Consider the following 12,464-nt stretch of genomic DNA (forward strand, 5'->3'; position numbering starts at 1 on the left):
CTAAGTCATCTGGACTCCATTGTAGCAATGGCAGATTAATAGGTGAAATATCTTTTAAACCCATCTTTGATACGAAAAAGATATCAGTGAATTTACATTTTCTCTTGAATGTATTTGCGATAGAGAGCGGGCGTAATCTCCTCGAACTTTTTGAATATTTTGATAAAATATCCCGATTCATTGAATCCCAGCTCATCACTGATCTGTGAGACAGGCATGTCGGTGACCTCCAGTAATTGCTTGGCCCACTTGATTTTGAGTCGTGCCAGGTAGGTTGTGAAGTTCTCACCGGTTTCCTTGGCAAACAGCCTGCTGAAATAACTCGGACTCAGGTGGCATAGATCGGCCATTTGTTTGAGTGAAACCTGCTCACTCTTGTGACTGTGAATGTATTCAAATGCAGGCTGGAGCACCGGGCTGGAGCTTTCCGCATCACTTGGGCTGTTTTTGAGATAGGCATCCGCAATCGCATTGGTCATCTCTTTTTTGATCGACTCGATATTACGAATGGAGTAACCCGGCAGAATAGTGGAGAGGTTCAGTGACTCCTGATTGCCTGACGCTTTCTCGAACATTTCCACTAACAGATTTTTGTTGAGCGCTTCTTCTACAATATAGTTGCAGAGCAGGGATAACATGTTGGAGATTTTCACAATCTCTTCATAAGTCATCACAGGTAGCTGGGCGTAATCGTCTTTTAATTCCTCCAGCTTGGCTGCATGCATGGGCACGTTCTTGGATGTAACAATCTGCTCCAGATCACTACCCTTTTCCGGGTCGGCGAGTTTCACTTGTCCTGCCATGACGGCGCCGATATATTTGCCATCAATCGTGATCGGAATCGCGATATCAATAATATTGAAATGGCATAAATACACATAAGGCTCATTTAATCGAACCGCTTCCAGACCACCGCGCGAATCACATTTTTGGCAGTAGGAGAGAAGTTCGGGGTCTTTGCGTACATTCTGGCAGAAGGCCTGACAGCTGCTGTGACTGGTTATGGGAATACCTTTATAGTCAACAGTGAGGATCGCAAGTTTGGTAACTGTGGCGAGAGAATCTTGTAGACGCTTCCATTTATTAAGGTCGAGAATTTTATTGATATGCAGATATTCTTTAATCATTGGATGAAACCTCCATAGCTAACCTGATTCATGATGTAGGCCGTTAAAAGTTAGCAAGTTGTACATATTAAGATGTAATGATGACGGGTAATGTATAATGGGAGGTCAAAATTCAACCATCTCATGACAATAACATACCATGATTGCGCTAAAAAGCAAAAAATTACGATTGAAAATTATAATAATTTGTTATCAAAGTCCACTGTAAACCTGCTGCTCATGCGTTATATTAAGGTCAATTGTAAGAAATTAAAATTTGATCTAATGACTACACTATTTCATATCCTTAGGAGGCATATATTAATATGAGAAAAGCATTTATCAGCCCAACCAAATATGTACAAGGCGAAGACGAATTGTTGAACCTGGGGTACTTTGTTAAATCCTTCGGAGAATCTGCCTTGTTAATCGCACATCCGGATGATGTACAGCGTGTCAAAGCAAAGCTGGATGCAACAGCCGAGAAATTTAATATTACGTTTGTTGAAAGCGGTTTTAAAGGGGAATGTTCCCGTGAGGAAGTTGCTCGTCTGCAAGCGATCGCGAAGGAGAAAGGATGTGACTCTACCATCGGTCTGGGTGGCGGTAAAGCCATTGATGCAGCTAAATGTGTAGCTGAAGGCGAAGCACTGATCATCTGTCCAACGATTGCGGCAACAGACGCACCGACAAGTCACTCGGCTGTATTGTACACACCGGATGGTTCTTTCGATGACTATGCTTACTTCAAACAAAGCCCAAGTGTGGTACTCGTTGATACAACGGTAATCGCTAACGCACCAACACGTTTCCTCGTATCCGGTATGGGAGATGCGCTCTCTACATACTTCGAAGCAAGAGCAACAGCGAAATCCTATTCCCGTGTAAACGCAAGTCTTCCAATGGGTTCCCGCGAAGGATATACACCTTCTGCAGTTGGTACGAATGCGGCACTTGCACTGGCAAAACTGTGTTATGAAATGCTGCTGACTGACGGTGCGAAAGCAAAAGTAGCGAGTGACAGCAACGTTGTGACTCAAGCGCTGGAAAACATCGTTGAGACTAACATTCTGTTGTCAGGTCTTGGATTCGAAAGCGGCGGTCTGGCCGCAGCACATGCAATCCACAACGGTTTGACTGTTCTTGAGGGCACACATCACTTCTTCCACGGTGAAAAAGTATCCTTTGGCACAATTGCACAACTCGTGCTCGAAAATGCACCAACCGAAGAGCTGCATGAAGTTATGGACTTCTGTCTAGAAGTGGGACTGCCGATCAGCTTGGCGGACATCGGTGTAGACACGATTAGTCAGGAAGAGCTGTTGAAAGTGGCAGAGATCGCTTGTATTCCGGAAGAATCCATTCACGCGATGCCGTTCCCGATCACCGTTCCTGAAGTGGCTGCTGCCATTGCAGCCGCTGACCGCATGGGTCGTGAGTACAAAGCAGCTCGCCGGGAGGCAAAATAATGAAGAAAATTATTAACCAAGCAGAAAATGTTGTTATGGAAATGTGTAACGGGATTGCGCTCGCGCACCCGGAGCTTGTGTTCCTGAAAAAATATAAAGTCATTAAACGCAGAGAGATTCAGGCCGATAAAGTCAGCCTGATCAGTGGCGGTGGCAGTGGACATGAACCAGCTCACGCAGGTTATGTGGGAAAAGGTATGTTGGATGCAGCGGTATGTGGAGATGTGTTCGCATCTCCTTCCCAAATCCAGGTGTACCAAGCAATCAAGGCAACAGCCAGCAACAAGGGTACACTCTTGATCATCAAGAATTACAGCGGCGACATGATGAACTTCAAGAATGCAGCGCATCTGGCTGAAGAAGATGGCATCGATGTACAATATGTGCGTGTTGAGGATGACATCGCTGTACAAGACAGCTTGTATACCGTTGGGCGTCGCGGCGTTGCCGGCACTGTACTGGTTCACAAGATTGCTGGAGCAGCAGCCGAAGAAGGCCGCAGTCTGGCAGATGTGAAATCTGTTGCTGAGAAAGCAGCTCAGAACGTTCGCAGTATTGGTTTTGGATTCACATCCTGTACTGTGCCAGCCAAAGGCACACCGACCTTTGAAATTGCTGAAGATGAGATGGAATTTGGCGTAGGGATTCATGGTGAGCCAGGGATTCGCCGGGAAAAAATCGTATCTGCGGATGAGTTGGCAGGACGTATGGTTGAAGCGTTGCTTGCAGACATGAAGCTGGATACGGATGCTTCTGCTGAGATTGCAGTGCTGGTGAATGGTTTTGGCGCAACGCCACTGCAAGAACTGTACCTGCTCAACAATTCCGTTCAACGTGAGCTTGCAGGACATGCAGGTCTGAAGGTCGCTACTACGTTTGTAGGCAACTACATGACAAGTATTGATATGGCGGGTGCATCGGTTACGATCCTGAAACTGGATGATGAACTGAAGTCATTGTTGTTCAAGGAAAGTGATACCCCTGCATTTAAAGTATCTGGCCCTCCGGTAGCACAAGTGGCTTATTCCGAAGCGCTGGAAGCTGTTGTGGGTGAAGACGCTCCCGTATCTTACGAAGTGGAGACCGATGCATCAGCTGCGGTAATCGAAGGCAATCAATTCTCCCTGGATAATGTCGTCTATCTGATCGATAAAATGGGTGAGATCATCATCAAGAACGAAGTGCCATTCTGTGAACTGGATTCCCATGCCGGGGATGGCGATTTCGGTATGAGTGTAGCCAAAGGCTTCCGCCAGTTGAAACGCGAATGGAATCATATCATTAACGAAGATAAGAAAAACATCGGTTCGTTCCTCGACGCATGTTCATTGGTCATCATGGAATATTGTGGCGGAGCATCCGGTCCAATCTGGGGTTCAGCATTCCGTGCGGCTGGCAAAGCAGTAGGGGACAAACAGCAGTTGAACGTTGCTGAATTTGCTGACATGATCCATGCAGCTGTGCAGGGGATTCAATCCACAGGAGAACGCTCCTTCGGACGTGGTGCTGTTGTAGGCGACAAAACCTTGATCGATGCACTCGTTCCGTGTGCTGATTCCTGGACGCAAAGCGCGGAGTCTGGCGATGACTTCAAAACCGCATTTGCCAAAGGTGCAGCAGCTGCCGTTGACGGTGCGAAGAAAACGGAAGATATCGTGGCACGTATGGGCCGAGCAGGTACTGTCGGCGATCGCAGTCTGGGCTACCCTGATGCTGGCGCGTATGCGCTGGGTGTTATTTTCACAGAGCTGTCCGAATCGATGAAATAAGGAATCTTATCGTTCTAGATGAATTGAACTAAACATTTACACGAGAACGTAGAGGACAGAAACAACCTGAAAAAGCGGAGCTAAAAGCTTTCTGCAAGAAAGCTACTTCGGAAGCATACACTTCGCCTTTATCCCCAGATTTTCCCCTTTGTAAAGCCTAATATAAAAATCTGGGGATAACAGCGATCAGAAGGTTGTTCTGTCATCGGAGTGGCAAGTGTAAATATTCTTTAGTTCAATTTATATAGATGAATTATTGAAAAAATGAATAAAAGAAATAGGACACTCCTAAAGCAATTAGGATTGTCCTATTTTTTTGAATATCGTTTAACTCCAGAATTTTTTAATCACTTCGTGCTTCAATAGCTGTCACAACCGGCTCAAGGAAGCGTCCCGACTGGTCTAAATCTGTCTTTGATTTCTCTGCAATAACGCGTTGTTCCTCCGCATGATATAAAATGACGGCACGATACTGACTTTTTCGATCAAAAGAATTGAATGAGGCCAACTACGAATTCGTACACAAAATATAGAGAGAACCCAAGTAACATAATTCCAGCAATGACCGAAACCCAACGAATCATTTGGCGGCTCATTACTTTTCTTGTTACTGAAACAATAGATAACAGGCCTAAATCATGAATCAAAATTCCGCTCATCACTCCAAATGCTGCAATGGCAAAGCTTCCTGAGTGGGAAGAACTATAGGATTGGGAAAGAACCGCACCAAATACGGAAACCCAAAATACTAAGTTACCAGGTGATACTGCAACAAGCAATCCGTTTCGATATGTACTAAAAAATGACTTCTGTGTCTTTTCATCTGCCGGGGTGATATCTTTATCGGCATTTTTGATTGAATCGTAACCCAGATATGCGAGGAACCCTGCACCTACGATCCAGAGAGGCGTTTGAACATACGGCAAGGCCAGTACGGAAGCAAAGCCGAAGTACAGAGCAAGTATAAGTAAAATATCAATCGTCATGCCACCAATACCTACGGCCCATCCGTGAATAAACCCATTTTTCAATCCTTGCTTTGTCATTTCTACTGTAATTGCTCCAACAGGCATGGCTATGGCAAGACCGATTAAAAAATACTTAACATAAATATCCATTGAACATTTCCTTCCACATCTATGATTCATTTTTACTGTATACAATAAAAGTGTATTTTTTAATTTACAATATACATTTGGTAATATCAAGCGGTCACTCAATAAAATGGAGTTCAGATGGATGCATATTGTTCAATGTACATCATTATAAAATGTCGATTTTTTATGCATATAAATACATAGAATAGAATATTTGGTTCATAATTTCGCCATGAATTAAAACAATTAGGTTGTTGAAAATGCCTTCTAACTTGTTATAATATAACCTATTGATATTGATAATCACTATCATTTGTTGTTTTGTTACTCTGCACTATAGTGAAAAGGGGTTAAGATTATTTTCTAAATTTACGTCTGAGGAGGTATATGATACTGAGTTTATCCAACGCAGTACGCTGCTTGGGAATCCAAATTTTCTATATCTAGGGGGATATAAATTAAATGAGAAAGTCTATTTCTTCAAAATTAATGTTGATCATGGTTGCAGCTTTAACTTTGGTGTTGGCAGCTTGTTCAAGTAATGAACCTGCTACGACGGATACTGTGAATACAGAGGCTACAACTTCCGATGCTGCTACTACAGCTACACCCACAACTGTTGAAATTACGGATGCTCATGGAACGGTAACTGTGCCAGTAAATCCAACGAAGATCGTTGCTCTGGATAACAGAACATTTGAGACTCTGTCTACTTGGGGCGTCAAATTAGCAGCAGCGCCGAAGGATGTAATGCCTGCGGATTCACCGTATGTGGCGGATGAATCGGTACAAAATATTGGAAATCATCGTGAACCAAATCTTGAACTATTGGCTTCGATACAGCCTGACCTTGTCATTGTTGGTCAACGATTTGCTGGATTCTATGAAGATATCAAAAAATTAGTGCCTAATGCAGCAGTGATTGACCTTAACATTGAGCTTGAAGAAACAGCATCACCTGGAGATAACTTTGTGAATGGACTTAAAGATGCAACAACCAATTTAGGGAAAATTTTCGAGAAGCAAGAAGAAGCCAGCCAACTGATTGCTGATTTTGATAAAGCTATTGAAGAAGCTAAGGCCGCTTATAATGGTGAAGATAAAATTATGAGTGTTGTCGTTTCTGGTGGAAACATTGGTTTCTCGGCTCCTCTTACTGGACGTGTGTGGGGACCATTGTATGACATTTTCGGCTGGGTTCCAGCACTAGAAGTGGACAAATCTTCTTCTGATCATCAAGGTGATGATATTTCTGTTGAAGCGATCGCCCAAAGCAATCCGGATTGGATTTTCGTACTGGATCGGGATGCAGCTGTATCTGCTGAAGAAGGTGCCGTTCCGGCTCAGGACGTTATTGATAACTCACCTGCTCTGAAAAACACAACAGCTATTACTCAAAAACAAATCGTTTATGCTCCAAACGACACATACACCAATGAATCGATTGAAACTTTCTTGGAGTTGATTAACAATCTTACGAAAGCTCTAGCTAAACAGTAAAAAGGAGTATGCTGCAGTGCAGAAAAATTTAATACCAAAATTAGCTGGGGTTGAGAATTCTCAACCCCAGCGTCATAATCCGAAAAAGCTATGGACCATACCTTTTATCATTGCGATTATAGCCACTATTATTTTAGGCATTACATCACTGCTTATTGGAGTCTATGACATACGAGGACAAGCCGATGGAATGGAGATGTTCTTCATTACTCGTGTCCCAAGAACTGTTGCATTAATGCTTACCGGTGCCGCCATGGCAATGGCTGGACTGGTCATGCAGCTTATTACACAGAATCGCTTGGTGGAACCTACCACAACAGGAACAATGGAATGGTCAGGTCTGGGGATCATGTTTATTTATCTGGTCTTTCCTGCACCGAGCTTAACACTAAGAATGACTGGTGCAATCATTTTTTCTTTTATAGGAACGATGATTTTTTTTATGTTTCTAAAGAAAGTTAAACTCCGTTCGTCTTTAGTTGTCCCGATTATTGGGATGATGCTTGGAGCAGTCATTTCTGCATTTTCAACTTTCGTTGGACTTGTATTCCAAATGACTCAAAATATTGAAAGCTGGTTTGCAGGCTCCTTTTCATCTGTGCAAATTGGCAGGTATGAATATTTATGGCTCATTGTATTGGTGACTATTCTTATTTTTGTTTTTGCTGATCGGTTGACTTTAGCTGGTCTTGGAGAAGATGTCGCTACTAGTCTTGGTGTAAATTATGACAGGATCATTCTTTTGGGTACTGCGCTTATTTCACTGGCCGTTGGAATCGTTGCAGCTGTCATTGGGAACTTGCCTTTTCTAGGGTTAATTGTCCCCAATATCGTTTCCATGTTTAGGGGTGACGATCTCAGGAGCAATTTGCCATGGGTGTGCTTATTAGGGATGGGCAGTATCATTGTTTGTGATATCCTGTCTCGTGTCATCATCATGCCTTTTGAAATACCTGTCTCCATGATCCTTGGAACAGTGGGAGCCGTCGTATTTATTGTCATTTTGTTAAGACAAAGGCGGTCAACAAGGAGGGTAAGATGAGCGACTTAGCAAGTAGAAATCCACTGAATATCGAAATCGATTCTAGCCGTCGTCCTAAAAAAAGATCAGCTAGAGCCTTCCGTACCAAGAAAGAAGAAAAGCGCTATTGGATTTTGCTGATAACATTGATTGTTCTGGGCGTTTTTGCATCAGTTGGGCTACTGATTTATAACAATCCGGTCCCGGTATCGTCTCCTTCGTTTATACCTGTTGTTACAAGAAGAGTAGTTGCTCTGGTTTCAATGCTGATCGCTGCAATCTGCCAAAGTTTATCCACGGTTGCATTTCAATCGATTACGAATAACAGAATTATCACTCCGTCCCTTTTAGGTTTTGATGCTATCTATTCAACCATTCATACGAGTACTATATTTTTCCTTGGTGCTACGGTATTTGTGAATTTTAGCGGTGTTGATTCCTTTTTATATCAAGTTGCTGCAATGGTCATCATGTGTTTGATTCTTTATGGATGGCTACTTTCGGGAAAATACGGCAATTTACAACTTCTGCTTCTAGTCGGTATTATCATTGGGACCGGGCTGAGATCCGTATCTTCATTTATGAGAAGACTTCTAGCACCGTCCGAGTTTGATATTTTGCAGGCAAGAATGTTTGCTTCCGTGAATAATGCGGATTCTGCCTATTTCCCGATTGCGATTCCTATCGTCATCATTACAGCGATCCTGCTGCTTGCTAATGCAAAGAGGTTAAATGTGTTATCGTTGGGTAAGGATGTCTCGACTTCCTTGGGAACTAAACATCAAAGTAGTGTGATTTATACGCTGATCCTGGTTTCCATATTGATGGCCATTTCGACGGCTTTGGTTGGACCACTTACATTCTATGGATTTTTAGTTGCGATTTTGAGTTATCAGGCCGCGCAAACCTATGATCACAGATATGTTTTCCCAATGGCTCTTGCGATAGGGTTTGTGATCTTAACCGGTGCATACTTTATTATGAATCATGTTTTCAATGCCCAAGGTGTTGTTTCCATCATTATAGAATTGGTTGGCGGCCTAACATTTTTAATTGTGATTTTAAGGAAGGGTTCTTTATGATACAGATCAATAATGTCAAAAAAACCTATGCAGCCGAGGTAGAGATCGGCCCTTTGAATATTCATATACCCAAAGCCGGTCTTACTTCATTGATTGGGCCCAATGGTGCGGGGAAGTCGACGACACTTCTGATGATCGGAAGACTTTTGGATTTGGACGAAGGTCAGATCAAGGTTGCCAATATGGATGTTTCCACGACCAAGTCAAAAGACTTGGCCAAGATTGTAACGGTTTTACGACAAGAAAATCATTTTGTCACAAGGCTTACCGTTAGGCAACTTGCCGGATTCGGACGGTTTCCTTATTCTAAGGGAAGATTAACGGATGAGGATGAAGCTATTATTTCTAAATATATTGATTTTCTAGACTTAACTGATCTGGAAAATAGATATTTAGATGAGATTTCTGGTGGTCAAAGGCAAAGAGCTTATGTCGCCATGGTTTTGTGTCAGGAGACGGAATATGTACTTTTGGACGAGCCTTTGAACAATCTGGATGTTGCGCGTTCTGTTCGGATGATGGAGCATTTGAGATATGCTACTAATGAATTCGGAAGAACCATTCTGACGGTTATGCATGATATCAATTTTGCCGCCAAATATTCGGATCGAATATGTGCTATGAAAGATGGCCAAATTGCTGCTTTTGGAACCGTAGAAGAAGTGATGGACCCTGAAATTTTAACAGATATTTTTGAAACTAAAATTGAAATTATCGATGGTCCGTATGGACCGATAGCGATCTATTAACCACAAGATTTAATGAAAAGTTGTTTGTTTAAATGAAGTAAAAAGCAGAGTGATTAATCACTCTGCTTTTTACTTCATTTTTTGCAATACATAACTCTTAGAAGGGAGTATCATGCTTTCTCGACTTGCTTTGCCGAGTGGAAATGAATCGAGAATGGAACGCACAACTGCAGTATATGAATGGTGCGTTCCTTATCTCGTTTTTTTCTATTTTCGTAACTTATAGGTTTAGACTTTCTTTTTTGAAAACATAAAGTAGCTTAATACAATAACCAGGATTCCTAAAACTGAGTATAAAATCTTAAATGTGTCATTTTCGAGTTGCGTTACAAAAATGCCACCGATTGCTATAGCCAAGATTAACAGTCCAAAGGGTACTTTATTCCTCAATTTATAACCTCCTTTGTATATATTTGGTTGAATTATATCATATTTTAGTATAAAATGTTTTAGTACCAAAAAATTGAAATGGAGGATATTTAATGAATAATATTATCAAGAAAACTTTTTCTGGTATTTTGGCATTAATTCTATTGTTTAACGTAATTGGCTTATCCTCAGCAAGTGCTAACAACGAAGAAAGTACATATCAGTACTCTGGTTCTGAGTTTGCGGAGTTGGAGAAAACCTTGTATCTTATTGAGGCAATCCCTGATGAAGTTGTTGAGAAAGGTGCTCAAGCAACTGCAAAATGGCTGAGTTCTTATACAGGTGATAAGTATATTACGGATGGAGATAAATTTTATAATCTATCAAAAGAAGATGTCATTAGCACAATGGGTGTTGTTGGCTGTACATCTGCAGTAGGATTGGCGATTGCTGAAAATCTTTTTGCTTTCGCAAAGATTGCAAAAATTAAGGATGTAATTAAAGCTGGTGGAGGCGTAACGAAATTTATCGGAAACCTTGTTCCAGCATTCAAAGTAGCTAAAAATGAATGGGGCTACAGTGCATCTTCAGCCATTGGTTATGCAGTTAAATTTGCAGCAAAAGATGCGGGACCTGAGTTAATCAGCGCAGCAATTGGATTCTTTAGTATTGGTGATATCTACTCTTCTTGTTTTGAATGAAGAACTAGTCACTAAAACCAAAAAATAAATATTCAAAAGGAATCTTGGGTTTGTTTCGGTTAAACGGGACTTACCCATTTTTTTTATTTTGACCCAATTTCAGAGAGATTAGGTGGAATTGTTCTCTTTTATAATTACATAGCACGTATATACACTTAAGCAAAGATTTTAATTTTTTACGGCGACTGTTTCTTGCTCATGCTATCAGGACGTAACTATGACATCTTACGTATCACGAAAAAATCGTTCCTTCATGGATCGAGTTTTTCGTATTGCACTAACTTACAAATCGTTCTTTTGGATACGAAGTGTAAGTCTTGCATGCCATAAATTGGCTTGAAGGTTCCAGATAGTGTAATCTGGAGATTATGAAAACCCATTTGAACGAGAAGGGATCGGGATGATTCAATGACGCAAAAAATCTATTATGACTCTGCTTACACCAGAGAGTGGCATACAACGATTACAGGCAGAGTGGACAAGGAAGACGGAGTATATGTCACGCTGGCGGAGACTGCTTTTTACCCGCATGGGGGTGGACAACCTTGTGATCTGGGGCAAATTGGCGGCATCGCTGTGCTGGATGTGAACATCGAAGATGGAGAGGTGTGGCATAAGCTGGAACGCGCCCCTGAACAGACTGAAGTACAATGTGAGATTGACTGGGAGCGAAGATTCGATCATATGCAGCAGCATACGGGTCAACATTTGTTATCGGCAATCACTCTGAAGTTGACTGAAGCGATGACGCTCAGTTTCCATCTTGGAACGGAGTATGACACGATTGATGTGGCGGCGGCTGAACTGGGAGCGGATCAATTGACTGCCATTGAACAAGAAGTGAATCGTCAGATCTATCGTAACGCTCGTATCAACACTTCATGGGTTACAGCAGAAGAGGCGGCACAATTGCCACTGGTGAAGCAGCCTACGGTAACAGAAGACATTCGCATCGTCGAGATCGAAGGTGTAGAGTATAACGCCTGCGGCGGAACGCATGTGTCGGCGATAGGTGAGATCGGCATCATCAAACTGCTGAAAACCGAAAAAGTGAAGGGCGGCACCCGCATTTATTTCAAATGTGGAACAAGAGCGCTGAATGAATTTACATCCACACAAAACGTGCTCAATAGCATCATGGTTAAATTAAAGACCAGCAAGGACGAATTGTTGGAGCGCATTGAGAAAATGGAGCAGGAGCAAAAACAGCTGCAAACCGAGCTGAATGCAGTGAAAACAACCAATGATGCCTATTATGCGGAGGAACTTCTGGCTGCTCGGCAAGGGCTGGTGATTGCTCAAGTCTTTGAAGACAAATCGCTCAAGGATATGCAGAGCCTGGCTACCAAGCTGACGGCAGACCATGAGGGACTTGTACTGTTCGCCAGCATCTCGGAGGCCAAAGTCGTTCTCGCACAGAACGGACAGCCGCCTGAATGGGCGTGTGGACCTTTCTTCAAAGGCAATCTTGGAGCCTACCAAGGCAAAGGTGGAGGTAGTGAAAAGATGGCTCAGGCAGGCTTTGCCAGCAGCGAAGATGCGCTCGCCTTTTATGAGTTCACCAAGGACCAGTTGGGACATCACTGATTCGCATTTTCTTT

11 protein-coding genes are annotated in these 12,464 nt (G+C 42.5%); 8 read left to right on the forward strand and 3 right to left on the reverse strand.

Annotated elements, in window-relative coordinates; genetic code table 11:
• Positions 1-92: 92 nt before the first annotated feature.
• A complete protein-coding gene (locus tag MKX75_RS04525; protein WP_339168583.1) occupies positions 93-1,127 on the reverse strand; it encodes a PocR ligand-binding domain-containing protein in 1,035 nt (344 codons plus the stop codon).
• 305 nt (positions 1,128-1,432) lie between these two features.
• Between MKX75_RS04525 and MKX75_RS04530 the strand changes: the two genes are divergently transcribed.
• Positions 1,433-2,575 carry a glycerol dehydrogenase gene (locus tag MKX75_RS04530; protein ID WP_076333049.1) on the forward strand — a complete coding sequence of 381 codons (1,143 nt, stop codon included), beginning with the start codon at positions 1,433-1,435 and terminating at the stop codon, positions 2,573-2,575.
• On the forward strand, positions 2,575-4,344 hold the full coding sequence (gene dhaK, locus MKX75_RS04535) for a dihydroxyacetone kinase subunit DhaK (RefSeq protein ID WP_339168584.1): 1,770 nt from the start codon (positions 2,575-2,577) through the stop codon (positions 4,342-4,344). Before MKX75_RS04530 ends, dhaK begins: the two co-directional genes overlap by 1 nt.
• 343 nt (positions 4,345-4,687) lie before the next feature.
• Here dhaK and MKX75_RS04540 read toward each other — a convergent pair whose 3' ends face one another.
• Both MKX75_RS04540 and MKX75_RS04545 read right to left on the reverse strand, forming a co-directional pair.
• Positions 4,688-4,852, reverse strand: coding sequence for a peptide-methionine (S)-S-oxide reductase (locus tag MKX75_RS04540; RefSeq protein ID WP_083679650.1), 165 nt, complete (start codon positions 4,850-4,852; stop codon positions 4,688-4,690).
• The gene (locus MKX75_RS04545) at positions 4,830-5,462 is read right to left on the reverse strand and encodes a LysE family transporter (protein ID WP_076333047.1); all 633 of its coding nucleotides are present in this window, start codon (positions 5,460-5,462) and stop codon (positions 4,830-4,832) included. The genes MKX75_RS04540 and MKX75_RS04545 overlap by 23 nt, the downstream gene beginning before the upstream one ends.
• Before the next feature lie 441 nt (positions 5,463-5,903).
• Between MKX75_RS04545 and MKX75_RS04550 the strand changes: the two genes are divergently transcribed.
• The 6 genes from MKX75_RS04550 to MKX75_RS04575 all read left to right on the forward strand — a co-directional run bounded on the left by MKX75_RS04550 (position 5,904) and on the right by MKX75_RS04575 (position 12,450).
• Positions 5,904-6,941, forward strand: coding sequence for a siderophore ABC transporter substrate-binding protein (locus tag MKX75_RS04550; protein WP_076333046.1), 1,038 nt, complete (start codon positions 5,904-5,906; stop codon positions 6,939-6,941).
• 16 nt (positions 6,942-6,957) lie between these two features.
• Positions 6,958-7,983 carry an iron chelate uptake ABC transporter family permease subunit gene (locus MKX75_RS04555; RefSeq protein ID WP_076213211.1) on the forward strand — a complete coding sequence of 342 codons (1,026 nt, stop codon included), beginning with the start codon at positions 6,958-6,960 and terminating at the stop codon, positions 7,981-7,983.
• Positions 7,980-9,044, forward strand: coding sequence for an iron chelate uptake ABC transporter family permease subunit (locus MKX75_RS04560; RefSeq protein ID WP_076333045.1), 1,065 nt, complete (start codon positions 7,980-7,982; stop codon positions 9,042-9,044). The genes MKX75_RS04555 and MKX75_RS04560 overlap by 4 nt, the downstream gene beginning before the upstream one ends.
• Entirely contained in the window at positions 9,041-9,793 is a 753-nt protein-coding gene (locus MKX75_RS04565) for an ATP-binding cassette domain-containing protein (protein ID WP_339168587.1), read from the forward strand. The genes MKX75_RS04560 and MKX75_RS04565 overlap by 4 nt, the downstream gene beginning before the upstream one ends.
• Positions 9,794-10,275: 482 nt before the next feature.
• Positions 10,276-10,863: a hypothetical protein gene (locus MKX75_RS04570; protein ID WP_076333043.1), complete on the forward strand. Its 588-nt coding sequence runs from the start codon at positions 10,276-10,278 to the stop codon at positions 10,861-10,863.
• Between the two features lie 408 nt (positions 10,864-11,271).
• The gene (locus MKX75_RS04575) at positions 11,272-12,450 is read left to right on the forward strand and encodes an alanyl-tRNA editing protein (RefSeq protein WP_339168588.1); all 1,179 of its coding nucleotides are present in this window, start codon (positions 11,272-11,274) and stop codon (positions 12,448-12,450) included.
• The last annotated feature ends 14 nt before the right edge of the window (positions 12,451-12,464 follow it).

It is taken from the genome of Paenibacillus sp. FSL R5-0341 (assembly GCF_037975235.1).
In the GTDB taxonomy this organism is placed as follows: domain Bacteria; phylum Bacillota; class Bacilli; order Paenibacillales; family Paenibacillaceae; genus Paenibacillus; species Paenibacillus amylolyticus_A.

Excerpts from the sequence above, each read along its gene's own strand:
- MKX75_RS04525 (WP_339168583.1), bottom strand. The coding sequence starts at position 1,127 with ATGATTAAAGAATATCTGCATATCAATAAAATTCTCGACCTTAATAAA.
- MKX75_RS04530 (WP_076333049.1), top strand. The coding sequence starts at position 1,433 with ATGAGAAAAGCATTTATCAGCCCAACCAAATATGTACAAGGCGAAGAC.
- dhaK (WP_339168584.1), top strand. The coding sequence starts at position 2,575 with ATGAAGAAAATTATTAACCAAGCAGAAAATGTTGTTATGGAAATGTGT.
- MKX75_RS04545 (WP_076333047.1), bottom strand. The coding sequence starts at position 5,462 with ATGGATATTTATGTTAAGTATTTTTTAATCGGTCTTGCCATAGCCATG.
- MKX75_RS04550 (WP_076333046.1), top strand. The coding sequence starts at position 5,904 with ATGAGAAAGTCTATTTCTTCAAAATTAATGTTGATCATGGTTGCAGCT.
- MKX75_RS04560 (WP_076333045.1), top strand. The coding sequence starts at position 7,980 with ATGAGCGACTTAGCAAGTAGAAATCCACTGAATATCGAAATCGATTCT.
- MKX75_RS04565 (WP_339168587.1), top strand. The coding sequence starts at position 9,041 with ATGATACAGATCAATAATGTCAAAAAAACCTATGCAGCCGAGGTAGAG.
- MKX75_RS04570 (WP_076333043.1), top strand. The coding sequence starts at position 10,276 with ATGAATAATATTATCAAGAAAACTTTTTCTGGTATTTTGGCATTAATT.
- MKX75_RS04575 (WP_339168588.1), top strand. The coding sequence starts at position 11,272 with ATGACGCAAAAAATCTATTATGACTCTGCTTACACCAGAGAGTGGCAT.